Origin of the sequence: Mixta calida (assembly GCF_002953215.1) — a bacterium.
Taxonomy (GTDB): Bacteria; Pseudomonadota; Gammaproteobacteria; order Enterobacterales; family Enterobacteriaceae; genus Mixta; species Mixta calida.
Genome location: NZ_CP026378.1, coordinates 3,212,678 through 3,238,144, shown reverse-complemented (window position 1 = coordinate 3,238,144; position 25,467 = coordinate 3,212,678). Strand labels below are relative to the sequence as shown.

19 protein-coding genes are annotated in these 25,467 nt (G+C 58.8%); 12 read left to right on the top strand and 7 right to left on the bottom strand.

Going from position 1 to position 25,467, the window contains the following annotated elements; all coding sequences use genetic code 11:
* Positions 1 to 80: 80 nt before the first annotated feature.
* The 6 genes from dapA (at position 81) to ypfH (ending at position 6,664) form a co-directional block, all read left to right on the top strand.
* Positions 81 to 959 (top strand): 4-hydroxy-tetrahydrodipicolinate synthase, encoded by an 879-nt coding sequence (gene dapA / locus C2E16_RS15410; protein ID WP_084970858.1) that lies wholly within the window; start codon positions 81 to 83, stop codon positions 957 to 959.
* A 14-nt stretch (positions 960 to 973) separates the two neighbouring features.
* Positions 974 to 2,008: an outer membrane protein assembly factor BamC gene (gene bamC, locus C2E16_RS15405; protein ID WP_038624793.1), complete on the top strand. Its 1,035-nt coding sequence runs from the start codon at positions 974 to 976 to the stop codon at positions 2,006 to 2,008.
* 125 nt (positions 2,009 to 2,133) lie between these two features.
* Positions 2,134 to 2,847 (top strand): phosphoribosylaminoimidazolesuccinocarboxamide synthase, encoded by a 714-nt coding sequence (gene purC, locus C2E16_RS15400; protein ID WP_038624795.1) that lies wholly within the window; start codon positions 2,134 to 2,136, stop codon positions 2,845 to 2,847.
* Between the two features lie 166 nt (positions 2,848 to 3,013).
* Positions 3,014 to 3,871: a KPN_02809 family neutral zinc metallopeptidase gene (ypfJ, locus tag C2E16_RS15395; RefSeq protein ID WP_084970859.1), complete on the top strand. Its 858-nt coding sequence runs from the start codon at positions 3,014 to 3,016 to the stop codon at positions 3,869 to 3,871.
* Positions 3,872 to 5,881: a tRNA(Met) cytidine acetyltransferase TmcA gene (locus tag C2E16_RS15390; protein ID WP_376746703.1), complete on the top strand. Its 2,010-nt coding sequence runs from the start codon at positions 3,872 to 3,874 to the stop codon at positions 5,879 to 5,881.
* A gap of 84 nt (positions 5,882 to 5,965) precedes the next feature.
* Positions 5,966 to 6,664 carry an esterase gene (gene ypfH / locus C2E16_RS15385; RefSeq protein WP_038624799.1) on the top strand — a complete coding sequence of 233 codons (699 nt, stop codon included), beginning with the start codon at positions 5,966 to 5,968 and terminating at the stop codon, positions 6,662 to 6,664.
* 36 nt (positions 6,665 to 6,700) lie between these two features.
* Here the strand turns inward: ypfH and C2E16_RS15380 are convergent, their stop codons facing one another.
* The 3 genes from C2E16_RS15380 to C2E16_RS15370 are packed head-to-tail and all read right to left on the bottom strand — an operon-like array spanning position 6,701 to position 8,427.
* Positions 6,701 to 6,892: a YpfN family protein gene (locus C2E16_RS15380; protein ID WP_038624801.1), complete on the bottom strand. Its 192-nt coding sequence runs from the start codon at positions 6,890 to 6,892 to the stop codon at positions 6,701 to 6,703.
* A 22-nt stretch (positions 6,893 to 6,914) separates the two neighbouring features.
* Positions 6,915 to 8,042, bottom strand: a complete 1,128-nt coding sequence (gene dapE / locus C2E16_RS15375) for a succinyl-diaminopimelate desuccinylase (RefSeq protein ID WP_038624803.1) — start codon at positions 8,040 to 8,042, stop codon at positions 6,915 to 6,917.
* A 1-nt stretch (position 8,043) separates the two neighbouring features.
* A complete protein-coding gene (locus C2E16_RS15370) occupies positions 8,044 to 8,427 on the bottom strand; it encodes an ArsC family reductase (RefSeq protein WP_038624805.1) in 384 nt (127 codons plus the stop codon).
* 294 nt (positions 8,428 to 8,721) lie between these two features.
* Between C2E16_RS15370 and ypfM the strand changes: the two genes are divergently transcribed.
* On the top strand, positions 8,722 to 8,781 hold the full coding sequence (ypfM, locus tag C2E16_RS15365) for a protein YpfM (protein ID WP_103790919.1): 60 nt from the start codon (positions 8,722 to 8,724) through the stop codon (positions 8,779 to 8,781).
* A 139-nt stretch (positions 8,782 to 8,920) separates the two neighbouring features.
* On the opposite strand, the gene acrD is transcribed toward ypfM, so the two are convergent.
* The 3 genes from acrD to narQ form a co-directional block, all read right to left on the bottom strand.
* A complete protein-coding gene (gene acrD, locus C2E16_RS15360) occupies positions 8,921 to 12,043 on the bottom strand; it encodes a multidrug efflux RND transporter permease AcrD (RefSeq protein WP_084970273.1) in 3,123 nt (1,040 codons plus the stop codon).
* Positions 12,044 to 12,260: 217 nt separating this feature from the next.
* Positions 12,261 to 12,893 (bottom strand): response regulator, encoded by a 633-nt coding sequence (locus C2E16_RS15355; RefSeq protein ID WP_038624807.1) that lies wholly within the window; start codon positions 12,891 to 12,893, stop codon positions 12,261 to 12,263.
* A 59-nt stretch (positions 12,894 to 12,952) separates the two neighbouring features.
* A complete protein-coding gene (narQ, locus tag C2E16_RS15350) occupies positions 12,953 to 14,647 on the bottom strand; it encodes a nitrate/nitrite two-component system sensor histidine kinase NarQ (RefSeq protein WP_084970272.1) in 1,695 nt (564 codons plus the stop codon).
* A gap of 510 nt (positions 14,648 to 15,157) precedes the next feature.
* Here narQ and ansP point away from each other — a divergent pair.
* Positions 15,158 to 16,663 (top strand): L-asparagine permease, encoded by a 1,506-nt coding sequence (ansP, locus tag C2E16_RS15345; protein ID WP_038624812.1) that lies wholly within the window; start codon positions 15,158 to 15,160, stop codon positions 16,661 to 16,663.
* Positions 16,664 to 16,699: 36 nt separating this feature from the next.
* Here the strand turns inward: ansP and narL are convergent, their stop codons facing one another.
* Complete coding sequence (gene narL, locus C2E16_RS15340) at positions 16,700 to 17,353, bottom strand: two-component system response regulator NarL (RefSeq protein WP_038624814.1); 654 nt, start codon at positions 17,351 to 17,353, stop codon at positions 16,700 to 16,702.
* 368 nt (positions 17,354 to 17,721) lie between these two features.
* Here narL and C2E16_RS15335 point away from each other — a divergent pair, with 368 nt between their 5' ends.
* From C2E16_RS15335 to narJ, 4 genes are all read left to right on the top strand, one after another.
* Positions 17,722 to 19,119 (top strand): NarK family nitrate/nitrite MFS transporter, encoded by a 1,398-nt coding sequence (locus C2E16_RS15335; protein WP_038624816.1) that lies wholly within the window; start codon positions 17,722 to 17,724, stop codon positions 19,117 to 19,119.
* Positions 19,120 to 19,444: 325 nt separating this feature from the next.
* Positions 19,445 to 23,206: a nitrate reductase subunit alpha gene (locus C2E16_RS15330; RefSeq protein WP_038624818.1), complete on the top strand. Its 3,762-nt coding sequence runs from the start codon at positions 19,445 to 19,447 to the stop codon at positions 23,204 to 23,206.
* Entirely contained in the window at positions 23,203 to 24,747 is a 1,545-nt protein-coding gene (narH, locus tag C2E16_RS15325) for a nitrate reductase subunit beta (RefSeq protein WP_038624820.1), read from the top strand. The genes C2E16_RS15330 and narH overlap by 4 nt, the downstream gene beginning before the upstream one ends.
* Positions 24,744 to 25,466, top strand: coding sequence for a nitrate reductase molybdenum cofactor assembly chaperone (gene narJ / locus C2E16_RS15320; RefSeq protein WP_038624822.1), 723 nt, complete (start codon positions 24,744 to 24,746; stop codon positions 25,464 to 25,466). The genes narH and narJ overlap by 4 nt, the downstream gene beginning before the upstream one ends.
* The last annotated feature ends 1 nt before the right edge of the window (position 25,467 follow it).

Genomic DNA, 25,467 nt, shown 5'->3' with positions numbered 1-25,467 from the left:
GCGCTCCCGGCCTCTGTTCGCTTGCTTTTCCCCGCCGGTCAAACGTACCATGAAGCACTTGTTTGTCGAGGGGATAGCCAATGTTCACGGGAAGTATTGTTGCGCTCGTTACGCCAATGGATGACAAAGGTAATGTCTGCCGTACGAGCCTGAAAAAACTGATTGATTATCATGTCGAGAGCGGAACCTCCGCCATCGTTTCTGTGGGAACTACCGGCGAATCCGCAACGCTGAGTCATGATGAACATGGCGACGTGGTGATGTTGACGCTCGACCTTGCCGACGGCCGCATCCCGGTCATCGCCGGCACCGGCGCGAACGCCACCGCAGAAGGCATCTCTCTGACCAAACGCTTCGAAAACTCCGGCGTGATCGGCTGCCTGACCGTGACGCCATACTACAACCGTCCGACGCAGGAAGGGTTGTATCAGCACTTTAAAGCGATTGCGGAAAGCACTGAACTGCCGCAAATGCTCTATAACGTCCCGTCGCGCACCGGCTGCGATATGCTGCCTGAAACGGTTGCGCGTCTGGCGAAAATCAAAAATATTATTGGGATCAAAGAGGCGACCGGGAACTTATCGCGCGTCAGCCAGATCCAAGAGCTGGTTGATGATGAGTTTGTGCTGGTGAGCGGCGACGACGCCACCGCGCTCGACTTTATGCAGCTGGGCGGCCACGGCGTGATCTCCGTGACGGCGAACATCGCCGCGCGTGAAATGGCCGAGCTGTGCCGTCTGGCGCGCGAAGGCAACTTCGCCGAGGCGCGTCATCTTAACCAGCGCCTGATGCACCTGCATCAGAAACTGTTTGTTGAATCTAATCCTGTTCCGGTGAAATGGGCCGCGAAAAAACTGGGATTAATCGCGACCGATACCCTGCGTCTGCCAATGGTTCCGTTATCCGGGGCAGCGTGTCCGGTTGTGGAGCAGGCGCTGAAAAACGCGGGTCTGCTGTAATTTAGGGAGAGTTGATGGCTTATTCAGTAAAAAAGTCCACGGTAGCGACTATCGTTGGGCTGTCCACGGTAATGCTGCTGGCGGGTTGCTCTAACGATCAGCGCTATAAGCGCCAGGTCAGCGGGGATGAATCTTATTTGCAGGCGGCTGAGCTGCAGGATTTACGCGCGCCGGCGGGGATGATTCTGCCGCTGCAAAACGGCGATTATGATGTACCGCACGCGGCCGGCAACGGCGCGGTCGGCAAGCAGCTGGACATTCGTCCGCCTGCTCAGCCGCTGGCGTTGATAAACGGCGCGCGCGCGCAGTTCAGCGGCAATACCGGCGTGCTGATGATGGAGAACAGCCGCAGCGGTTCCGTCTGGCCGCAGGTGGTGAACGTGGTGCAGTCTTACCGCTTCCCGATCGCCAGCCAGCAGGACGCCAGCCAGCAGCTGACGACCGACTGGGTCGAGTGGAACCGCGCCGATGAAGATAACCAGTACCGCGGCCGCTATCAGATCAGCGTGCAGCAGCAGGGTTATCAGCAGGCACTGACGGTTAAACTGCTGCAGCTGCAGCAGGCGGGCAATGATGTTTCCTCGCCCACGCAGATCCAGCGTTATACCGCGCAGATGCTGAACGATATCAGCACCGGCCTGGATAAGATGGAAACCGCCGCGCAGGACGCCGCCGCCAGCCGCAGCGCTTCGCAGATCGACGTGCAGAGCGGCGCCGATGACACCGGCCTACCGAATCTGATCCTGCGTGCGCCTTTCAATGTCTCCTGGCAGCGTCTGCCAGCCGCGTTGCAGCGCATCGGCATGGATATCACCGACAGCAACCGCTCGCAGGGCAGCATGAAGGTGACCTACAAAGCGCCGGGCGACAGCACCTGGGATGAGATCGGCGCCAAAGATCCGCAGCTGCCGAACGGCGACTATACGCTGCAGGTCGGCGATCTCGACAACCGCAGCAGCCTGCAGTTTATCGACCCGAAAGGCCATGTCCTGACGCAGTCGCAAAACGACGCGCTGGTGGCGGTCCTTCAGGCCGCGCTCAGCAAGTAATAAAAAAAGGCCGGAAAATTCCGGCCTTTTTTATTTTATCTTTGGCATAATAGCGCGCAGCGACGTAAACGATTGCGTGGCGCGGTCAGGCCTTTCACTATTTACCATGTTTGGAGTTTATCAAGATGCAAAAGCTAGCTGAGTTGTATCGCGGCAAAGCGAAAACCGTCTACAGCACCGAAAATCCGGATCTGTTGGTACTCGAGTTCCGCAATGATACGTCAGCAGGAGACGGGGCGCGTATCGAACAGTTCGATCGCAAAGGCATGGTGAACAACAAGTTTAACTACTTTATCATGCGCAAGCTGGAAGAGGCGGGCATCCCGACGCAGATGGAAGCGCTGCTCTCTGATAACGAAGCGCTGGTGAAAAAGCTGGAGATGGTGCCGGTTGAGTGCGTGGTGCGCAACCGCGCAGCGGGTTCGCTGGTAAAACGTCTCGGTGTGGAAGAGGGTATGGTGCTGAATCCGCCCTTGTTCGATCTGTTCCTGAAGGATGACGCCAAACACGATCCGATGGTCAATGAATCCTACTGTGAAACCTTCGGCTGGGTGAATAAAGAGAACCTGGCGCGTATGCGCGAGCTGACCTACAAAGCGAATGACGTCCTTAGCAAGCTGTTCGACGACGCCGGACTGATTCTGGTCGATTTCAAGCTGGAGTTCGGCCTGTTTAAAGGCGAAGTAACGCTGGGCGACGAATTTTCGCCGGACGGCGCGCGCCTGTGGGATAAAGAGACCATGGCCAAAATGGATAAAGATCGTTTTCGTCAGAGTCTGGGCGGCGTGATCGAAGCGTATGAGGAAGTGGCTCACCGTTTGGGCGTGAAGCTCGACTGACAGCGCTTTTTCCGGCCGACGCGCAGCCGCCGTCGGCCACTCCTCCTTCGTTGTGCCCGTCCTTTTTTTCCGTTACCCTCCCATCCGGCGCGACGCGCTCTGGTTATTCAGCGTCGCCGCGACTAGAATTTGCCGTATCCGCCACAGTGAAAAACAGGGGAAGGTTATGCGTTGGCAAGGGCGTCGCGAGAGCGACAACGTAGAAGATCGTCGAAGTCAGTCACCCACCGTGGGCGCCGGACGTATGCGTATTCCGCGCGGCAAGGGCGGGATTATTTTGCTGGTGATTGTGATGGTCGCTGGTTATTACGGCTATGACCTGACGCCGCTGCTGACCGGCGGCGAGCCGGTCTCGCAGCAGAGCAGTACGCAGCGCGTCAGCCCGCAGGATGATGAGGCGGCGAAATTCACCTCTGTTATCCTTGCCACGACGGAAGATACTTGGCAAAAGCTGTTTACCCAGATGGGCAAGCAGTATAAAGCGCCGCACCTGGTGATGTACCGCAACGCGACGCGCACCGGCTGCGGCACCGGCCAGTCGGTGATGGGCCCCTTTTACTGTCCGGCCGATGAAACCGTTTATATCGATCTCTCCTTTTATGATGAGCTGAAGAACAAGCTGGGCGCCGACGGCGATTTTGCGCAGGGCTATGTCGTGGCGCACGAAGTCGGACACCATGTGCAGAAGCTGCTTGGCATCGAACCGAAAGTGCGTCAGATGCAGCAGAACGCTTCTCAGGCTCAGGTTAATCAGCTTTCGGTGAAGATGGAGCTGCAGGCGGACTGCTTCGCGGGCGTCTGGGGCCACTATATGCAGAAAGAACAGGTTCTGGAGCCGGGCGATCTGCAGGAAGCGCTGAACGCCGCTGAAGCGATTGGCGACGATCGGTTGCAACAGCAGAGCCAGGGCCGCGTTACGCCCGACAGTTTCACTCATGGCACCTCTGAACAGCGCTACAGCTGGTTTAAACGCGGCTTTGACGGCGGCGATCCCGGTCAGTGCGATACCTTCGCCAGCCGCTAAATCGTGAGTCTGGAAACGCTTACCGCCGAGATGCGGCGTACCGGCATTCGGCGGCTGGCGGTGTTATCCGGCGAGGCAGAGTGGTGCCGCCAGCAGGCGCAGCAGTGGCGGATAGCGCTTTCTGGAGAGTGGATAACGCTCAGCGAGGCCAGCGACCTGGCCGACGCGTTGCCGCCCTCCGCCCTGCGCAACCTGCTGGGACAGGAGTTCCGCCACGCCATTTTTGACGCCCGTAACGGGTTTCACAGCGAAGCGTTCGCCGCGCTGGTCGGCACGCTCAGCGCGGGCAGCTGGCTGCTGCTGCTGACGCCGCCCTGGACGACGTGGCCGCAGCGTCCCGACAGCGATTCGCTGCGCTGGAGCGAATGCGATGCGCCCCTCGCCACCCCGCATTTTATCCACCATCTGCAACGTCACTTTCTGACCGACGCGCAGGTGCTGCTGCATCAGCAGCATCAGCCGCCGCGCTGGCCGCCAGCATTGACGCTCAGCGACTGGCAGCCAGGCGACGCGCGGCAACAGCAACATCTGCTGGCAAAGCTGCTCAGGGCCGCGCCCGGCATTCATGTCTTAACCGCCGCGCGCGGGCGCGGCAAGTCCGCGCTGGCCGGTATGCTGCTCCGACAGTGGTCAGGCCGCTGTCTGGTAACCGCGCCCGCCAAAGTCTCCACGGCGGTGCTGACGCGTTTTGCCGGCGAGCGCTTCGCATTTATCGCGCCCGATGCGCTGTTGGCGGACGATATGCAGCCGGACGCCGACTGGCTGATTATCGACGAGGCGGCAGCCATTCCTGCGCCCCTGCTGCAACGACTGGTCACGCGCTTTCCTTATGTTTTGCTTACCACCACCGTACAGGGCTATGAAGGCACCGGACGCGGCTTTCTGCTGAAATTTTGCGCCTCGCTGCCGCAGGCGCGCTTTTATCAGCTGGATGCGCCGCAGCGCTGGCGGCAGGACGATCCGCTGGAGAAGGTCGTGAATGCCGCGCTGCTGCTGGACGAGGCGCAGGAGGATCGCGTCGCGTCAAAAGCGGCGATCGCGGTGATCCGCTGCGATCGCGACCGCGATCCGGCCCGCCTGTTGCGTCTGTATCTATTGCTGACCAGCGCGCACTACCGCACCACGCCGCTCGATTTTCGACGCATGATGGATGCGCCGGGCCAGCGCTTTTTCGCGGCGGAAAACCCTGATGGCGATATCGCCGGCGCGCTGTGGCTGGTAGAAGAGGGCGGGCTTTCCGCCGAGCTGGCGCAGCAGGTATGGGCCGGACTGCGGCGTCCGCGCGGCAGCCTGGTCGCGCAGTCGCTGGCGGCGCACGCGGGCTTTCCGCAGGCGGCGCAGCTGCGTTCGCAGCGCGTCAGCCGCATCGCCGTCGCGCCGGGGCTGCGTCGGCAGCGCATCGGCGGCCGTCTAATCGATGCCGCTGCCGCGCAGGCATTGACGCAAGGGCTGGACTATCTCTCCGTCAGCTTTGGTTTTACCGATGAGCTGTGGCGTTTCTGGCAGCGCAGCGGCTTCAGGCTGGCGCGTATCGCCACCCAGCGGGAAGCGAGCAGCGGCTGTTACAGCGCGATGGCCATTTTACCGCTGAGCGCGGCCGGGCGGCAGTTGATCCAGCAGGCGGAGCGGCGGCTGGCGCGCGATCTTTACTGGCTCCAGCCGCTGCTGGACGAAACTATTCCCCTGACGCCCGACGCCAGTCAGCCACTGGATGACGAGGACTGGCGCGCGCTCGCGGGTTTCGCCTTCGCCCATCGCGCCTTCGAGGTCAGCCTGCCCGCCCTGGGACGGCTGCTGCTGGCGACGGAAAGCGTCGGTCTGGCGCTGCATCAGGCCATTATTCAACGTCGGTCGCCGACCGCGCTGGCTGCCGCGTTTGGGCTGAGCGGCCGCAAGGCGTTGCTGAATCACTGGCGCGAAGAGGCGGGGCGGCTGATGCGGCAGCAGGACGCCGGGCGTTGTGACAGAGAACGGCAGAGCATCGCCGAATTGAGAGCTAGCGCGGAATAATAAGGCAACGGCACCTCTGACACAGAGATGAAAGCGGGCAGGCGTGAATCATCATCTACGCTTAAAGGGAAGAGAGGAGATGATATGAATCTGAGCTATGTTGTCGTACAGAATCCATCCACGCCGCCGCAGCAGCTGTTTCTGCTCTACCACGCCGCCGGCGATAACCCGGTTGCCATGGGCGAGATTGGCGGCTGGTTTGCCGAGGTTTACCCTCAGGCGCTGGTGATCAGCGTCGGCGGCCCGGAACCGGGCGGTCAGGCGCCGGGCCGTCAGTGGTACAGCGAAACGGCTCTGAACGACGCCAGCTTACAGCAGCGCGTGGATGAAGCGATGCCGCAGTTTCTGCGGTCGGTCAGCGAGTGGCAGCAGCAAACCGGCATTGCGCCAGAGGCCACGGCGCTGATTGGGTTTTCTCAGGGCAGCGTCATGGTGCTGGAGGGCAGCAAGGCGCAGCCGGCGTTGGCCGGTCGCATCGTAGCGTTTAGCGGACGCTACGCCAGCCTGCCGGAACAGGCGACGGCAAAAACCACTATCCATCTGATCCATGGCCAGGACGATGAGATCTATCAGGCGGAGCTGGCGCAGCAGGCGGCGGCGCGTCTGACCGCGCTGGGAGGCGACGTGACGCTGGATATTGTTGAGGACCTGCCACACGCTATCGACCAGCGCAGTATGAATCTGGCGCTGGATCATCTGCGCTATACCGTGCCGCGCCGCTACTTTGAAGAGGCGTTAAGCGGCGGTAAGCCGAGGGAGAGTGATGTTATTACGCTGATGTAAGGCGGGGAAGGGGCAGCCACGCTGCCCCTGTCGGGACTATTTCTTCTTGTTTGGCCAGTCGTCATCATCGTCCCACTTATCGTTGAAATCGCGATGGGGCGGCAGATCGGGCTTATTAGCCATATATTTCTTATGGTCGATACGCTTCAAATCCTTATAGACGTTCATCAGCACGCCGACCAGCAACAGGATCACAATGATCCACCAGTACTCTTTTACCCATTCCATGATGGCTCCTCCTGAGGGACGCTTATGCGATCAGTTGTTCCATAATGCGTTGATACATACGGCTCAGCAGCTGCAGGTCGGACGCCTTCACGCACTCATTAATTTTATGGATGGTGGCGTTCACCGGGCCCAGTTCAACCACCTGGGCGCCCATGCGGGCGATAAAACGGCCATCGGAAGTGCCGCCCGTGGTCTGCAACTCAGGCCTGGTTTCAGTATAGTGCTCAACGGCGTTGATTACCGCATCCACCAGGCGGCCGCGCGAGGTCAGAAACGGCTGGCCGGAGAGTTTCCATTCGAGCGTATAGGGCAGCTGGTGACGTTCCAGCAGCGCCTCGACGCGCTGGCGGATATCGCTGTCGGTCAGCTCGGTGCTGAAGCGGAAGTTGAACTGGACGAACAGCTCGCCCGGAATCACGTTGTTGCTGCCGGTGCCCGCCTGCACATTGGCGATCTGCATGCTGGTCGGCGGGAAAAATTCGTTGCCGCGATCCCATTCGGTGGCGACCAGTTCGTTCAGCGCGGGCAGGGCGCGATGCACCGGATTATCCGCCAGGTGTGGATAGGCGACGTGGCCCTGCACGCCATGGATCGTCAGGTTAGCGGTAATCGAGCCGCGACGGCCGTTTTTCACCACGTCGCCCACCTGCACGGTGCTGGATGGTTCGCCTACCAGACAGTAATCAAGCCGCTCGTTGCGCGCCATCAGATGTTCCACCACCTTGACAGTGCCGTGCGTGGCGTTCGCCTCTTCATCGGAGGTAATAAGAAACGCCAGGCGTCCGCGATGATGCGGGTTAGCGGCGACAAAACGCTCCGCCGCCACTACCATCGCCGCCAGCGAGCCTTTCATATCGGCGGCGCCGCGCCCAAACAGCATGCCGTCGCGGATAGTGGGCTCAAAGGGCGGGTTGATCCAGCGGCTGACGTCACCGGGCGGCACCACGTCGGTATGACCTGCGAAGGCCAGAGTTTCGCCCTGTCCGCGCCACGCCCAAAAATTTTGCGTATCGGCAATGTTAACCGGCTCGACAGTGAAGCCAATCTTTTGCAGGCGTTCAATCATAAGCGCCTGACAGCCGGCATCGTCCGGGCTGAGTGAAGGGCGACGAATGAGCTGCTGCGCCAGCTCAATGACCGGACAATACATATTATGACTTCTCCTGAATAAACTGCTGGTAGTCGGTTTCGTTAAAACCCAGCAGCATAGATCCGTCTGCGGCGGCGAGCAATGGCCGTTTGATCAGCGCGGGCTGCGCCAGCATCAGTGCCGCCGCCGCGTCCGCGTTGTCGATGGCCGCTTTTTCCTCTTCTGACAGCTTGCGCCATGTCGTGCCGCGCGTGTTCAACAGCGCCTGCCAGCCCAGCGTAGCGATAAAGTGTTGCAGTCGTTCGGCCGTTAACCCATCCGCGCGGTAGTCGTGATAAAGATGCTCGACATTCTGCGCGTCCAGATAGCGACGCGCTTTTTTGATCGTGTCGCAATTTTTAATGCCATAGAGGGTAAAAAGAGCAGGTGGCTGATTTTGTGTCATTTTTGGTCTCATTTTTAAAAATATCTTTAATGAATAATGCCTTACCTTGTGGTTCCGATCCAGAAACCCTTCCCGGCGAAGCAGAGCAAAACGTTTGATAAAGCGTTTCAAACCTCAGGAATTATTTAATTAATCATTAAAGGAATTAATTAATTTGCTGAATTGTGCGTCAGCTCTCATTTTAATAAATTACTAAAGTTTTTCAGACTTTTTCCGATAGCAATATCAGAAACAGCGTATTCACTTGCTGCAAAAACGGGCGTAAAATAAGCCTTAATAACAAGAGAGGTAGATATGATTGAATTAGAACTGGGGAACTGGAAAGACTTTATCGACGCGATGTTACGCAAGTAATTAAGCCCTATAAAGAGAAGCGTGACGAACACAGCAATCGTCTTTGCATCTGACAGTCCATAATCAAATAAATAAGGCAGCCGAGCAATCGGCTGCCTTTATTATTTATGCATCTTTAATGCATTAAAATTATTTCTAATTACGCGCTTTCCGTCGGCTTTATTTTTAACGGGAAGCGGCGTCGGATTAATACAAAAAATAACGGCACGAAAAATATCGCCAGCAGCGTAGCGGAAATCATGCCGCCCATCACGCCGGTGCCGACGGCATGCTGACTGCCTGACCCCGCTCCGTTGCTGATCGCCATCGGCAGCACGCCGAAAACAAACGCCAGCGAAGTCATTAATATCGGACGCAGACGCTGGCGCGAGGCTTCTAATGTGGCGGCGAGCAGATCGCCGCCGCGACGGTTGATATCGTTGGCGAACTCGACGATCAGGATGGCGTTTTTCGCCGACAGGCCGATGACCGTCAGCAGCCCGACCTGGAAATAGACATCGTTTTCCAGCCCGCGCGCCCAGGTGGCGATCAGCGCGCCCACTACGCCCAGCGGCACCACCAGCATCACGGCGAACGGAATCGACCAGCTCTCATAAAGCGCCGCCAGGCAGAGGAAGACGACAAGCAGCGAAATAGTGTAGAGCACCGGCGCCTGCGAGCCGGAAAGCCGCTCCTGTAAAGAGGCGCCAGTCCATTGCAGGCCGACGCCGAGCGGCAGCTGGCTCACCAGTTGCTCCATCACGTTCATCGCGGTGCCGGTACTCACGCCGGGCGCCGCCTCGCCGACAATTTCCAGCGACGCGTAGCCGTTATAGCGCTCCAGGCGCGGCGATCCGGTTTCCCAGCTGGTTTTGGCGAAGGCGCTGAACGGCACCATGCCGCCTGAGCTGTTGCGCACGTACCATTTGTTAATGTCATCCGGCAGCATGCGATATTTCGCCGCCGCCTGCACATAAACCTTTTTCACGCGTCCCCGATCGAGGAAGTCGTTCACGTAGGTCGAGCCCCAGCCGGTTTTCAGCGTATCGTTAATATCGTCGATAGAGACGCCCAGCGCCTGCGCCTTGCGCTGATCGATATCGATGCGCAGCTGCGGGCTGTCATCCAGCCCGTTGTGGCGCACGCGCGCCAGGCGCGAGTCCTGCGACGCCAGCGCCAGCAGCCGATCGCGCATCGCCATCAGCTGCGTATGTCCAATCCCGGCATGATCCTGTAATTGCATATCGAAACCGGCGGAGCTGCCCATGCCGGTGATGGCGGGCGGACTGCTGGCGATGACGCCCGCCTCTTTAATTTGGCGGAAGGCTTTGGTGGCGCGTTCAATAATCGCGAACGAGGATCGATCGGCGTCGGCGCGCATCTCCCAGTCTTTTAGCCGCACAAACAGGCGCGCCACGTTCTGACCGTTGCCGCCGGGGCCGGAACCGACGGTAGCGAATACCGATTCGATATTCTCTTTCTCGTGGGTCATGTAATAGCTTTCCGCCTTTTCCACGACCTTCAGCGTCTGCTGCTGCGTCGAGCCGGGCGGCAGCTGCACCTGCGTCGTAAAGATGCCGCGATCTTCCAGCGGCAGGAAAGAGGTGGGCAGACGCAGAAACAGAAACGCCATCAGACCGATAATCGCAAGGTAGATCAGCAGCCAGCGTCCGGTTTGATGCAGAATTTTCCCTACGCCGCGTTCATAGCGCTGGGTATTGCGCGCGAACATGCGGTTAAACCAGCCGAAGAAGCCGCGCCGTTGGTGATGATGGCCTGGCGCCACCGGCTTCAGCAGTGAGGCGCAGAGCGCAGGCGTTAAAATCATCGCCACCAGCACCGACAGCACCATCGCCGACACCACGGTGATCGAGAACTGACGGTAAATCGCGCCGACGGTGCCGCCGAAAAAGGCCATCGGCACAAACACGGCGGAAAGCACCAATGTAATGCCCACCAGCGCGCCCTGAATTTGCCCCATCGATTTACGGGTGGCCTCGCGCGGCGACAGGCCTTCTTCGCTCATAATGCGCTCGACGTTTTCCACTACCACGATGGCGTCATCCACCAGCAGGCCGATCGCCAGCACCATCGCGAACATGGTCAGTGTATTGATATTGAAGCCGCAGAGGTAAAGCACCGAGAAGGTGCCCAGCAGCACCACCGGCACCGCTATTGTTGGGATCAGGGTGGCGCGGAAGTTCTGCATAAACAGATACATCACCAGGAAGACCAGCAGCACCGCTTCCAGCAGGGTTTTCACCACGTCGCGGATCGAGGCGGTGACGAACGGCGTGGTCTCATAGGCGACTTTCGCCTCCAGGCCATGCGGGAAGTAGCGCGACAGCTCCTCGACGCGCGCGCGCACCAGACGATCGGTCTCCAGCTCGTTGGCGCCGGAGGCGAGCTTTACGCCCAGGGCGGAGGCCGCCATACCGTTATAGCGGCTGAGGTAGTCATATTTCTCCGCGCCCAGCGCCACCTCCGCCACGTCGCCCAGCGTCACCACCGAGCCGTCGCGGTTGGTGCGCAGCGTAATCGCTTTAAACTGTTCCGGCGTTTGCAGCAGCGACTGCGAGTTAACCGTGGCGTTCAGCGCCTGGTTATCGACCGACGGCGTGCCGCCGACCTGACCCACCGCGACCTGACTGTTCTGCGATTCAATCGCGCTTACCACATCCTGCGTGGTGAGCGAATAGTTAATCAGCTTGTTGGGATCGAGCCAGATACGCATCGCATACTGGGTGCCGTAGGCGTCCACCTGGCCGACGCCGCTGATGCGGCTGAGGGGGTCCTGAATATTACTGGCGACATAGTCGGCGATATCCTGCTTATCCATACTGCCGTCAGTAGAGACAAACGCCAGCATCAGAATATTGCTTTCGCCGGTTTTATTCACCGTCACGCCCTGCTGCTGCACCGCCTGTGGCAGTTTGCGCAGGGCCGACTGTAACTGGTTCTGCACCTGTTGACGCGCTTCATCGGGGTTGGTGCCGGCAGAAAAGGTGAGGGTAATGGTCATCTGGCCGGTGTTACTGCTCTGCGACGACATATACATCAGGTTATCGATGCCGGTCATGCTCTGCTCGATAATCTGCGTCACCGTATTTTCCAGCGTCTCCGCCGAGGCGCCGGGATAATTTGCCGTAATGCGCACGTTGGGCGGCGCGAGATCGGGATACTGTTCCACCGGTAATGAGATAATCGCCAGCGCGCCGGTCAGGCACATCATTATTGCCAACACCCAGGCAAAGATTGGGCGGTCAATAAAAAAATTCGCCATTACAGCGGCACTCCTCAATACGATGTTATCAACGGGAACAAACCTGCCGGTCGCGTTGACGTCGCGACGGGCAGGCTATGCTGGGTGATTTGTTAATCGATTCAGTGCGATCGGATATCGCATCACTTTACGCGTCCCCGGAAGAAGAATCGTGGAGAAAAAGAGGAGAAAATGTAAATTATCGTGCCGAAACGCGGGGCGTTATGACACGAAGCGATCAGCGATGCTTATTCTCCAGCCACAGCACGGTCGCGGCTACGCGCGAACGCACATCCAGCTTACGCAGGAAGTTGCGAATATGCACCTTTACCGTCTCTTCCGAAATATGCAGCGCGGCCGCAATCTCTTTATTAGAAAGACCGCGCGCCACTTCCTGCAGCACGTCCAGTTCGCGCTCGGTCAGCGTCTCGAACGGATTGGCGCTGTGGGCGCGGGTCACCAGATAGTCGCGCACCACGCTGCTGTAAACGTTAGCGCCCTGCGCGCCGTCGATAATCTGCTGCAACAGCACCTCCGGCTCGCTGTCTTTCAACAGGTAGCCGTCCGCGCCGGCGTCCAGCATGGCGTAGATATCGCTGCGCGTGTCGGAGACGGTCAGCACCAGAATGCGCGCCGCCACGCCTTCATTGCGCAACGCCTTCAGCGTATCGAGGCCGGACATGCCTTTCATATGCAGATCCAGCAGAATAACGTCCGGCGACAGCCGGCTGGCCTCCGCCAGCGCCTCGGTGCCGTTATTGGCCTCGGCGACGACGTCAAAATGGCTGTTCAGCTCCAGCAGCTGACGGATCCCCCGCCGCATCAGCGGATGATCGTCCACCAGCATCACGGTAAAATGTCGATTGTCCATGGTACTCCCAGGCGTAGAGCGCCAGCGTCGGCTGACTAAATAAAAATGATAACGAAGGGTTACCCCGTCACGGTTTCTGTCGCCTGCATCGGAAAGCGCAGCAGCAGCCGCGTTCCGGCAGCAGGCGTAGTTTCCATTTGCAGTGTTCCGCCGAGCCGCTGCGCCCGCTCATGCATAATCGTCAGGCCATAGTGCCCGGCCGGCTCCTCAACGGTATCGAGCCCGCAGCCGTCATCGCTGATAGTGATATGGTGTTCGCCGCTTTCCAGCGTGACGCAGCTTACCTCAATACGGCGGGCGTCGGCGTGGCGAATCGCGTTCAGCACCGCTTCGCGCACAATCTGTAGCACATGCACCTGCTGCTGCGCCGTCAGCGCGTCAAAGCTTGACGCGCAGGTCAGCGCAATTTCGGCGGAAGTTTGTTGCTGCAGCGGCGTCAGCATCGCCTGTAGCGCTGCGGGCAGACAGGCTTCATCCACCGACAGGCGAAAGGTGTTCAGTAGTTCGCGCAGTTGACGATAGGCTTCCGCCAGCGCCTGATCGAAATCGCTGATGATCTGCTGCGCCGGCTGCTGCTCGGTTGTAATAGTGCGCTTCAGCAACGTCAGCTGTATGCGCAGAAACGACAGCGCCTGCGCCAGCGAATCGTGCAATTCGCGCGCGATGGTGGCGCGCTCCTCCATCAGCAGAAGCTGCTGCTGCTGTTTTTGCGCCTGATGAATCCAGATGGCGCGCGACAGCAGGTTGCCGACGCTCTGCATCAGCGGCGCGGGCGTGTGTCGATCGCCTTCCTGCCAGCGCAGCTCGCCGCCGGGCTGATTCTCCTGTTTCAGCGCTAAATGCTGCCAGGTTTTATCGGGCTGCGGCGTTCCCAACGCGAACTGCCAGCTTTCTCCGGCATCCAGCGCCAGCGCGGTGAGTTTCGCGCGGCTGAACACAATTTCCATCACCTCGGTAATCGTTGGATGACTCAGGCTGCTGACCGCCAGCGCCTGCGAAGCCTCGTAGAGGATCGTCATGGTTTGATTCGCCACCAGCAGATCGGCGGTTCGCGCTTTCACCGTATTTTCCAGCTCGCTGTAATGGCGTTCCAGCTCGCCCGACATGCGATTAAACGCGTTGGCCAGCAGGCCCAGCTCATTCTCCAGCGACGTCTCAAGCGGCGGATAGTGGAAATTGCCCTGTTCGATATAGCGGCTGGCCTGCACCAGCCGATTAAGCGGCTTGACCACCTGACGGCGCGTCAGGCGAATCGTCCAGAAGGCGAGCGCGACAATAGCGATGAAGCCGACGCCGCTGGTCAGCGCCACCAGCTGCATTTTGCGTTCCGCATAGCGCTGCAGATCGTAGACAAAGCGGTCGATCTCTCCGACATAGCCTGCCACATGTTGCGAATAGCGCTGCGGCTCCCCACTCAACAGATCCGCCTGCAGCATGGGCCAGCTGACTTTCAGCTGACGGTAACGATTACGCACGTTTTCCGGCACGTAAAAGCGGTTCAGATGCTGCAACACCGGCGCATTCAGCGACTGCTGATACGCATACAGATGCGTTTCCAGTTCGGGAGAATGGGTATCGGAATCCCAGGCCAGGCGGTAGCTTTGCATACGCAGCGAGCCGGCAAGATTGATCATTTCCGCATCGCGCAGGCTGCCGGAAAGCGTCAGCAGAGCCAGGCTTGTGGAAAGCACCGAAAGAATGACGATGCCGGCCAGCGCGCGGGCGATAGAACTGGTAACGGAACGTTTCAGCATGGGAAAACTTAACTCAAAAAAGAGGAGCAATCATAGCCTGAAACGACAGGGCACGCAGCGGTGTCAAGTCAAATTAGCAGCAGGAAAATGCGCGCGGCGCCTTTTTATCGCATCGGCAAGGCAGATAATGCTTCACTAAGGCCGCCGCGACCCGGCGGGAGGATAAGCGCGGGGCTGGCTTTTCAACCGGGCGTTACTAACGCGTTACTTTCCTGGCCGCGTGCTGGGGTAGATCCCGCTTTTACGCAGCGCCAGCGCGGCGTTCTCGCTTTTTAAGTTGTGCCACAAAAATTACAAAAGAGTAAAAAATTTCGCTGTTGGGGTTTTGCTTCCCCTTAAGAGAACGGTTAGGATTCATCGCCGTAAATCCGCTGTGTCGCTACATTACAACACTCAGATTTTCAGCGGATTTGCCCCCGGACTCCCTGTAACGCAAACGATTGGTTATAAAGGGGAAAGGGGCTTGAGCGGACAGTAGCTCCTTTATCGGGCAGGACAACAGGAAAGGCAATGAAAGCAACCAAGAAAACGGCAGCGGAACAGCGCGCTGCCAAAAGACGCTGGCTGAATTCACATGATGCTGGCTACGACAAAGCGATGGGCAACCGTCAGGTACAAATGATCGCCATCGGCGGCGCTATTGGTACCGGTCTGTTTCTCGGCGCGGGCGCGCGTTTACAGGCTGCCGGTCCGGCGCTGGCGCTGGTTTATCTCGTCTGCGGCATCTTCTCCTTCTTTATTCTGCGCGCGTTAGGCGAACTGGTATTGCATCGGCCTTCCAGCGGCAGTTTTGTCTCTTATGCGCGCGAGTTTCTGGGTGAAAAAGCCTCTTATGTCGCGGGCTGGATGTATTTCGTCAACTGGGCGATGACCGGCATTGTCGATATCACCGCGGTGGCGCTCTATATGCACTACTGGGGCGCGTTTGGCGATGTGCCGCAGTGGGTCTTCGCGCTGGGCGCGCTGGCGATTGTCGGCACCATGAACCTGATTGGGGTGAAATGGTTCGCCGAAATGGAGTTCTGGTTCGCGCTGGTGAAAGTACTGGCGATCGTTATTTTCCTCGTGGTCGGCGTCGTTTTCCTGGGCAGCGGCAAGCCGCTGGACGGCAATGCGACCGGCTTCCATTTGATCTCCGATAACGGCGGGATGTTCCCGCACGGCTTGCTGCCGGCGCTGGTGCTGGTGCAGGGCGTGGTCTTCGCCTTCGCCTCTATCGAGCTGGTGGGCATTGCCGCCGGCGAATGCAAAGAGCCGAAAAAGGTGCTGCCGAAGGCGATTAATAGCGTTATCTGGCGTATCGGTCTGTTCTATGTCGGCTCCGTCGTGCTGCTGGTGCTGCTGCTGCCCTGGAACGCCTATCAGGCGGGACAAAGCCCGTTCGTCACCTTCTTCTCTAAGCTGGGCGTGCCTTATATTGGCAGCATTATGAATATCGTGGTGCTGAGCGCCGCGTTATCGAGCCTGAACTCCGGCCTTTACTCCACCGGACGTATTCTGCGCTCAATGGCGATGGGCGGCTCCGCGCCGCAATCGCTGGCGAAGATGAGCAGCCAACAGGTGCCGTATGCCGGTATTCTGGTGACGATCGCCGTCTATGTAGTGGGCGTGGTGCTGAACTATTATGTGCCGTCGCAGGTGTTTGAGATCGTACTGAACATTGCGTCGCTGGGCATTCTGTCGACCTGGGCCTTCATTATCGTTTGTCAGATGCGTCTGCGTAAGGCGATTAAAGAGGGCAAGGCGGATGACGTCAGCTTCAAGCTGCCGGGCGCGCCGGTCACCTCATGGTTGACGTTGCTGTTCCTGCTTAGCGTGCTGGTGCTGATGGCGTTCGACTACCCGAACGGCACCTTTACCGTGGCCTCAATTCCATTGATCGCCGTGGTGCTGATTCTGGGCTGGTTTGGCGTGCGCAAGCGCGTTCATGCCATCGCTATGACGGAGCATGATCACCATGAACCGGCCGCATCGGAGCAGCAAGCTGCCTCGCTGAATGAGCATCCCTCTAAGTAAGCTTTTCTTCTGGCGGACGAAACAGTCGTCCGCCGCTTACCCGCCCGTTTTATTCTGCAAATACCAGACCGCCGCTTCGACGCGCGACTTCAGCTGTAACTTTTTCAGCAGATGCTTTACATGCACCTTTACTGTGCTTTCGGTGATATTGAGCTTACGGGCAATGGTTTTATTCGGCAGCCCGCGGGCGATTTGCCGCAGAATATCGTGTTCCCGGCGCGTCAGCTGTTGAATATCGCGCTGAGCCGCGGGCGGTGTTTCGCGCAAGCTGCTGATCAATACCGTCGCTAAAGCGTCGCTTAACACCATCTGACCGGCGGCCGCCTGATGCAGTGCTGTCAGCAGCGCCTCCGGCTCCATATCCTTCAACAGATAGCCGTCTGCGCCGCGCTTCAGCGCGTTGACCACATCTTCTTCATCATTAGAAACGGTAAACACGACGATGCGGCCCGACAGGTCAATGCGTCGCAGACGGTCGAGGGTTTCCAGACCGTTAATGCCCGGCATATTTAAATCGAGCAAAATCAGGTCAGGATCGTGCTGTTCGGCCAGCGTGATACCCTGTTCGCCATTGCCTGCTTCGGCGATCACCTGTAACTGCGGATCGAGGCTAATAAGCTGCTTAACGCCATTACGCAGCATAGGATGATCATCAATCAGAAGGATGGTGGCGGCGTCATGGGTGGTCATAATGGCTCCGGTTAATCATGGTGTGGACGGCAGCGGCGAGGTCTGATAAAGCGTGACGAGAGGTTGGTTCTCAGGCGAGAGGCTGCCTGTCGACCGCTATTTTTCATTATTCTTAATTTTTCCTTTATACCTCTAAGGGAGTATCACCAATGAAACAAAAAACGGCTTAAAATCTTTAAAACAGTGCGTTTTATTTTTTTAACGGCTTGTTTTTTAGCATAATAATAATGCCACAGCTTCTACTCATTTAGTAGACTGGACGCACTGGCAGGCTAAAACTAACTGTTTCCCCGTTGATTTATGTCAACTCCGCGCGCTAATCGACCCGGCAGGATGTGCGCAGTTTTCATTCCTTTACCGGGGTTGTTATGTCAAATTTAGCCACGCCATCAGAAAAAAAAGCATCGGGCGCCGTCATTCAGGACTGGCGGCCGGAAGATGCCCAGTTCTGGCAGCAGTGCGGTAAACGCATCGCCAGTCGTAACCTGTGGATTTCCGTTTTTTGCCTGCTGTTGGCATTCTGCGTCTGGATGCTGTTCAGCACCGTTGCCGTTAATTTAAATAAGGTCGGCTTTAACTTTACTACCGATCAGCTCTTTCTGTTAACGGCGCTGCCTTCCGTTTCCGGCGCGCTTCTGCGCGTCCCTTATTCCTTTGTTATTCCCCTGGTCGGCGGCCGCCGCTGGACCGCTTTCAGCACCGGCTTTCTGCTGTTGCCCTGCGTTTGGCTTGGTTTCGCCGTGCAGAACCCGGAAACGCCTTTCGCTATTTTCATCGTAATCTCGCTGCTGTGCGGTTTCGCGGGCGCGAACTTCGCCTCCAGCATGGGCAATATCAGCTTTTTCTTTCCAAAGGCGCAGCAGGGCGGCGCGCTGGGTATCAACGGCGGCCTGGGCAACCTGGGCGTGAGCGTGATGCAGCTGCTGGCGCCGGTTGCCATCTCTTTTGCGATTTTTGACTTCTTTGGCGGCCATGGCCAGGTCACCGCCGACGGCAGCCAGATGTGGCTGGAAAACGCCGCCTGGATTTGGGTGCCGCTGCTGCTGATCGCCACTATCGCCGCCTGGTTCGGCATGAACGATCTCGCCGCCTCGAAAGCCTCGCTGCGTCAACAGCTGCCGGTACTGAAGCGCGCGCATCTCTGGGGCCTGAGCCTGCTCTATCTCGCCACGTTCGGCTCGTTTATCGGTTTTTCCGCCGGTTTCGCCATGCTGTCGAAAACGCAGTTCCCGGATATTGTGATCATGAAGTACGCCTTCTTCGGTCCGCTGCTGGGCGCGCTGGCGCGTTCCGCTGGCGGCGTGATCTCCGACCGCTTCGGCGGCGTACGGGTTACGCTGATTAACTTCATCGTTATGGCGCTGTTCACCGCGCTGCTGTTCCTGGCGCTGCCTGGCGAGGGTGACGCGGGTTCCTTCCCGATGTTCTTCGGCATCTTTATGGTGCTGTTCTTAACCGCAGGCCTCGGCAGCGGCTCGACCTACCAGATGATCGCGGTGATTTTCCGCAAAATCACCTGGGATAAAGTCAAAGCGCGCGGCGGCAGCGATAAAGAGGCGCAGCAGGAAGCGGTGACCGATACCGCAGCGGCGCTCGGCTTTATCTCTGCGATTGGCGCAGCGGGAGGCTTCTTCATTCCGCAAACCTTCGGCATCTCTCTGGCGATGACCGGTTCGCCAGCCGGCGCCATGAAAATCTTCCTGGTGTTCTACGTGATTTGCATCCTGATCACCTGGCTGGTTTACGGCCGTAAAGCGGCGCGTTAATCGCTACTACCGGCTCTGTTTCTGGCAGAGCCGGTTTTTATTTGTCGCCTCGCCGTCCGCACTCTACTCCCAAATAGCCAGCAAAAAGCCAGACTTATTATCCATAGCGATAGTAAGGCTATTTAAGCAATAAATTCATGGAGTTATAGCAGGATACAAGGTGCCACTTTAGTGGTAGTCGGCGTGGCGCGGTCGGGACGGCAAAGGAGCTGACTTGATCGCAATCAAGCGCCCAACGCCGTCAGCTCAGTAGGCTGACGCCTATCACCAAAAGCAATGTCGTTTAGCCATTTATAACAACACCGAGCCTTCAGGAGAATTCCAGATGAGCAAATTTCTGGATCGGTTTCGCTACTTCAAACAGCTAGCTGAACCTTTTTCTGGTCAACATGGCCAGACACTCAACACTAACCGGGACTGGGAAGATGGTTACCGTAGCCGTTGGCAGCATGACAAAATCGTGCGCTCCACGCACGGCGTCAACTGCACCGGTTCCTGTAGCTGGAAAATCTACGTCAAAAACGGTCTCGTCACCTGGGAAACGCAGCAAACCGATTATCCGCGCACCCGCCCGGATCTGCCGAATCACGAGCCTCGCGGCTGCCCGCGCGGCGCCAGCTACTCCTGGTATTTATATAGTGCCAATCGCCTGAAATATCCACTGATGCGCAAGCGCCTGGTGAAATTATGGCGTGAAGCGAAAGCGCAGCACAGCGATCCGGTCGACGCATGGGGCTCGATCGTTAACGATGCGGAAAAAGCGAAAAGCTACAAAGTGGCGCGCGGGCGCGGCGGTTTTGTGCGCTCCAGCTGGCAGGAAGTGAATGAAATTATCGCGGCGGCCAACGTCTGGACTGCGAAAACCTTCGGCCCGGACCGTATCGTCGGCTTCTCGCCGATTCCGGCGATGTCAATGGTTTCCTATGCGTCGGGCGCGCGCTACCTGTCGCTGATCGGCGGCACCTGCCTTAGCTTCTACGACTGGTACTGCGACCTGCCGCCCGCCTCGCCGATGACCTGGGGCGAGCAGACCGACGTGCCGGAATCGGCCGACTGGTATAACTCCTCCTATATTATCGCCTGGGGCTCCAACGTGCCGCAGACGCGTACGCCGGACGCCCACTTCTTTACCGAAGTGCGTTACAAAGGCACCAAAACCGTGGCGGTCACGCCGGACTATGCGGAAGTCGCCAAGCTGTGCGATCTCTGGCTGAATCCGAAGCAGGGCACCGACAGCGCGATGGCGCTGGCGATGGGCCACGTGATGCTGAGAGAGTTCCATCTCGATCGCGAAGTCAGCTATTTCCGCGACTACGTGCGCCGCTACACCGACATGCCGATGCTGGTAATGCTGGAGCCGCGCGACGGTGGCTACTACGCGGCGGGCCGCATGCTGCGCGCCAGCGATCTGGTGGACAACCTCGGCCAGGAAAACAACCCGGAATGGAAAACCATCGCCATCGACGGCCTGAGCGGTGAACTGGTCGCGCCGTTAGGCTCTATCGGCTACCGCTGGGGCGAAGAGGGCAAATGGAACCTGGAAGCGCGCGAAGGTCAGTCGCAGCGTGAGGTTGAGCTACAGCTGAGCCTGCTCGGCAGCCACGATGAGGTGGCGGACGTCGGCTTCCCGTACTTCGGCGGCGCCGAAAGCGAACATTTCAACAGCGTGGCGCTGGATGAAATCATGCTGCATAAGCTGCCGGTCAAGCGCCTGAAACTGGCCGACGGCAGCGAAGCGCTGGTCACCAGCGTCTACGATCTGACGATGGCTAACTACGGTCTGGATCGCGGCCTCGACGACGCTAACTGCGCCGCCAGCTACGATGAGATTAAAGCCTATACGCCAGCCTGGGCGGAAAAAATCACCGGCGTTTCCCGCCATCAGATGATCCGCATCGCGCGCGAGTTCGCTGAAAACGCGGAAAAAACCCACGGTCGTTCGATGATCATCGTCGGCGCGGGCATGAACCACTGGTTCCATATGGATATGAACTACCGCGGGCTGATAAATATGCTGGTCTTCTGCGGTTGCGTAGGGCAGAGCGGCGGCGGCTGGGCGCACTATGTCGGCCAGGAAAAACTGCGTCCGCAGACCGGCTGGACTCCGCTGGCGTTTGGCCTTGACTGGCAGCGTCCGCCACGCCATATGAACGGCACCTCGTTCTTCTACAACCACTCCAGCCAGTGGCGTCATGAAACTGTAGCCACCGAAACGCTGCTGTCGCCGCTGGCGGACAAGTCGCGCTTCCAGGGCAGCCTGATCGACTTCAACGTGCGCGCCGAACGCATGGGCTGGCTGCCGTCCGCGCCGCAGCTGGCGACCAACCCGCTGCATATTGCGGCGAAAGCGGCCGCAGCGGGTCAGACGCCGGTTGACTATACCGTCGAGAGCCTGAAAAACGGCGCGCTGCGCTTTGCCGCCGAGCAGCCCGACAACCCGCAGAACTTCCCGCGCAACCTGTTTGTCTGGCGCTCCAACCTGCTCGGCTCCTCCGGCAAAGGTCATGAGTATCTGCTCAAGTACCTGCTGGGCACCGAAAACGGCATTCAGGGCAAAGACCTGGGCGAGCAGGGCAGCGTGAAGCCGCAGGAAGTGGAATGGCAGGATAATCCCAGCGTCGGCAAACTCGATCTGGTGGTGACGCTCGATTTCCGCATGTCCAGCACCTGTCTCTACTCCGATATCGTGCTGCCGACCGCCACCTGGTACGAAAAAGACGATATGAATACCTCGGATATGCATCCGTTTATTCATCCGCTCTCCGCCGCCGTCGATCCCGCCTGGGAAGCGAAAAGCGACTGGGAAATTTATAAAGGCATCGCGAAACGCTTCTCTGAAGTGTGCGTTGGGCATCTTGGCAAAGAGACCGACGTGGTGACGCTGCCGATACAGCACGACTCCGCCGCTGAGCTGGGACAGCCGTTCGGCGTAAGTGAGTGGAAGAAAGGCGAATGCGATCTGATTCCGGGCAAAACCGCGCCGCATATTATCGCCGTTGAGCGTGACTATCCGGCCACCTGGGAGCGCTTCACCTCTCTTGGTCCGCTGATGGACAAGCTGGGCAACGGCGGCAAAGGCATCAGCTGGAATACCCAGACTGAAGTCGACCTGCTGAAGAAACTCAACTATGTCAAAGCGGAAGGGCCGGCAGCCGGTCGTCCGAATATCGACAGCGCTATCGACGCCGCAGAGGTGATCCTGACGCTGGCGCCGGAAACCAATGGCCACGTAGCGGTAAAAGCCTGGGGCGCGCTGAGCAAAATCACCGGGCGTGACCATACGCATCTGGCGCTGAACAAAGAAGAGGAAAAAATCCGCTTCCGCGATATTCAGGCGCAGCCGCGTAAAATCATCTCCAGCCCGACCTGGTCCGGCCTGGAAGATGAGCACGTCTCCTATAACGCCTGCTACACCAACATCCATGAGCTGATTCCGTTCCGTACCCTCAGCGGCCGTCAGCAGCTTTATCAGGATCATGAGTGGATGCGCGCCTTCGGCGAAAGCCTGCTGGTCTACCGTCCGCCGGTGGATACCCGCGCCGCGCAGCCGCTGCTGAACCAGAAGCCGAACGGCAACCCGGAAAAAGCGCTCAACTTTATTACGCCGCACCAGAAGTGGGGCATCCACTCCACCTACAGCGACAACCTGCTGATGCTGACGCTGTCACGCGGCGGACCGATAGTCTGGATGAGCGAAGAAGATGCGCGCGAGCTGGGCATTCAGGATAACGACTGGATCGAAGCGTTCAACGCCAACGGCTCGCTGACGGCGCGCGCGGTGGTGAGTCAGCGCGTACCGGCCGGGATGACCATGATGTACCACGCGCAGGAACGTATCGTGAATATTCCTGGCGCGGAAATCACCGGTCAGCGCGGCGGTATCCATAACTCAGTAACGCGCGTTTACCCGAAACCGACGCATATGATCGGCGGCTACGCGCAGCTCTCTTACGGCTTCAACTACTACGGAACGGTAGGTTCAAACCGTGATGAATTTGTGGTGGTGAGAAAAATGAACAATGTCAATTGGTTGGACGGTGAAGGCAACGACGAGTGCCAGGGTACCCGTCAGGAGGCGCAGCAATGAAAATTCGTTCGCAAGTCGGTATGGTGTTAAACCTCGACAAATGCATCGGCTGTCATACCTGTTCGGTTACCTGTAAAAACGTCTGGACTAGCCGCGAGGGCATGGAATACGCCTGGTTTAACAACGTCGAAAGCAAACCGGGCGTCGGCTATCCGCGCGCCTGGGAAGATCAGGAGAAATGGAAGGGCGGCTGGATCCGTAAAATCAACGGTCAGTTGCAGCCGCGCATGGGCAGTCGCGTCGGCGTGCTCTCCAAAATCTTCGCCAACCCGGACGTACCGGCGCTGGATGATTACTACGAGCCGTTCGATTTCGATTATCAGCATCTGCACAACGCGCCGGAAGGCAAACATCAGCCGATCGCCCGTCCGCGTTCGCTGATCACCGGCCAGCGCATGAAGAAAATCGAAAACGGCCCGAACTGGGAAGAGATCCTCGGCGGCGAGTTCTCCAAACGCTCCCAGGATAAGAACTTCGACAACATCCAGAAAGAGATGTACGGCCAGTTCGAAAACACTTTCATGATGTACCTGCCGCGTCTGTGCGAACACTGCCTGAACCCGGCCTGCGTCGCCACCTGTCCCAGCGGCGCTATCTATAAGCGCTCGGAAGACGGCATCGTGCTGATCGATCAGGACAAATGCCGCGGCTGGCGTATGTGTCTGACCGGCTGCCCGTATAAAAAAATCTACTTCAACTGGAAAAGCGGCAAGTCAGAAAAATGTATCTTCTGCTATCCGCGCATCGAAGCGGGCCAGCCGACCGTTTGCTCTGAAACCTGCGTTGGCCGCATCCGCTATCTCGGCGTGCTGCTGTACGATGCGGACCGCATTGAACAGGCGGCCGCGGTGGAGAACGAGCAGGATCTCTACCAGAGCCAGCTCGACGTCTTCCTCGACCCGCACGATCCGGCAGTGATTGAGCAGGCGCTGAAAGATGGCGTGCCGCAGAGCGTTATTGACGCGGCGCAGAAATCGCCGGTGTACAAAATGGCGATGGACTGGAAGCTGGCGCTGCCGCTGCACCCGGAATACCGCACGCTGCCGATGGTCTGGTACGTGCCGCCGCTGTCGCCGATTCAGTCCGCCGCCGACGCGGGCGTGCTGGACCAGCAAGGCGTGCTGCCGGATGTGGAAAGCCTGCGCATTCCGGTGCAGTACCTGGCGAACCTGCTGACCGCGGGCGATACCGCGCCGGTGCTGCTGGCGCTGAAGCGCATGCTGGCGATGCGTCACTACAAACGCGCGGAAAGCGTGGATGGCGTGATCGACACCAGCGCGCTGGAACAGGTCGGCCTGACCGAGGCCCAGGCGCAGGAGATGTACCGCTACCTGGCGATCGCCAACTACGAAGATCGCTTCGTGATTCCTTCCAGCCACCGTGAGCTGGCGCGCGAAGCGTTCCCGGAAAGCAAAGGCTGCGGCTTCAGCTTCGGCGATGGCTGCCACGGCAGCGACAGCAAATTCAACCTGTTCAATACGCGCCGCATCGATGCCATCGACATCACGCGCCGCACTGAAAATCAGGGGGATGCCTCATGATTGCGTTACGCATTATTGCGCGTTTGCTGGACTATCCCGATCGGGCGCTGTTCGATCACCAGGCGGATCTGGAGGAGGCGCTGGCTGACGCCAGCGAGCTGAACGAAGCCCAGCGCGAACAGCTGCTGACGCTGCTGCGCGACTTCAGCGCCTGCCCGCTGCTCGATCTACAGGCCGACTACTGCGAGCTGTTCGATCGCGGCCGCGCCACTTCGCTGCTGCTGTTTGAACATGTGCATGGCGAGTCGCGCGATCGCGGCCAGGCGATGGTCGATCTGATGGAGCAGTATCGCGCCGCCGGTCTGGAGCTGGACAGCCGCGAGCTGCCCGATTTCCTGCCGCTCTACCTGGAGTATCTGAGCAGTCGCGAGCCGGAAACGGCGCGCGAAGGGCTGGTGGACATCGCGCCGATTCTGGCGCTGCTGAGCGCGCGTCTGCATCAGCGCAACAGCCGCTGGGCTGGCCTGCTCGATCTGCTGCTGGCAATCTCTGAAAGCGGCATCGCCGCCGAGGCGCTGGAGCCGCAGGTGACGCAGGAGGCGCGCGACGATACGCCGCAGGCGCTGGATGCGGTATGGGAAGAGGAGCAGATCCGCTTCCTCGGCGAACAGGGCTGCGCGTCAGCACAGCAGGAAGCGCACCAGCGCCGCTTTGCCGGCGCGGTTGCGCCACAGTATCTGGACGTGGCGCAAGCCACCACGGGAATGACAGGACGCTGAT

Coding starts and splice junctions, on each gene's coding strand:
- dapA (WP_084970858.1), top strand. CDS start 81: ATGTTCACGGGAAGTATTGTTGCGCTCGTTACGCCAATGGATGACAAA.
- bamC (WP_038624793.1), top strand. CDS start 974: ATGGCTTATTCAGTAAAAAAGTCCACGGTAGCGACTATCGTTGGGCTG.
- purC (WP_038624795.1), top strand. CDS start 2,134: ATGCAAAAGCTAGCTGAGTTGTATCGCGGCAAAGCGAAAACCGTCTAC.
- ypfJ (WP_084970859.1), top strand. CDS start 3,014: ATGCGTTGGCAAGGGCGTCGCGAGAGCGACAACGTAGAAGATCGTCGA.
- ypfH (WP_038624799.1), top strand. CDS start 5,966: ATGAATCTGAGCTATGTTGTCGTACAGAATCCATCCACGCCGCCGCAG.
- C2E16_RS15380 (WP_038624801.1), bottom strand. CDS start 6,892: ATGGAATGGGTAAAAGAGTACTGGTGGATCATTGTGATCCTGTTGCTG.
- dapE (WP_038624803.1), bottom strand. CDS start 8,042: ATGTATTGTCCGGTCATTGAGCTGGCGCAGCAGCTCATTCGTCGCCCT.
- C2E16_RS15370 (WP_038624805.1), bottom strand. CDS start 8,427: ATGACACAAAATCAGCCACCTGCTCTTTTTACCCTCTATGGCATTAAA.
- acrD (WP_084970273.1), bottom strand. CDS start 12,043: ATGGCGAATTTTTTTATTGACCGCCCAATCTTTGCCTGGGTGTTGGCA.
- C2E16_RS15355 (WP_038624807.1), bottom strand. CDS start 12,893: ATGGACAATCGACATTTTACCGTGATGCTGGTGGACGATCATCCGCTG.
- narQ (WP_084970272.1), bottom strand. CDS start 14,647: ATGCTGAAACGTTCCGTTACCAGTTCTATCGCCCGCGCGCTGGCCGGC.
- ansP (WP_038624812.1), top strand. CDS start 15,158: ATGAAAGCAACCAAGAAAACGGCAGCGGAACAGCGCGCTGCCAAAAGA.
- narL (WP_038624814.1), bottom strand. CDS start 17,353: ATGACCACCCATGACGCCGCCACCATCCTTCTGATTGATGATCATCCT.
- C2E16_RS15335 (WP_038624816.1), top strand. CDS start 17,722: ATGTCAAATTTAGCCACGCCATCAGAAAAAAAAGCATCGGGCGCCGTC.
- C2E16_RS15330 (WP_038624818.1), top strand. CDS start 19,445: ATGAGCAAATTTCTGGATCGGTTTCGCTACTTCAAACAGCTAGCTGAA.
- narH (WP_038624820.1), top strand. CDS start 23,203: ATGAAAATTCGTTCGCAAGTCGGTATGGTGTTAAACCTCGACAAATGC.
- narJ (WP_038624822.1), top strand. CDS start 24,744: ATGATTGCGTTACGCATTATTGCGCGTTTGCTGGACTATCCCGATCGG.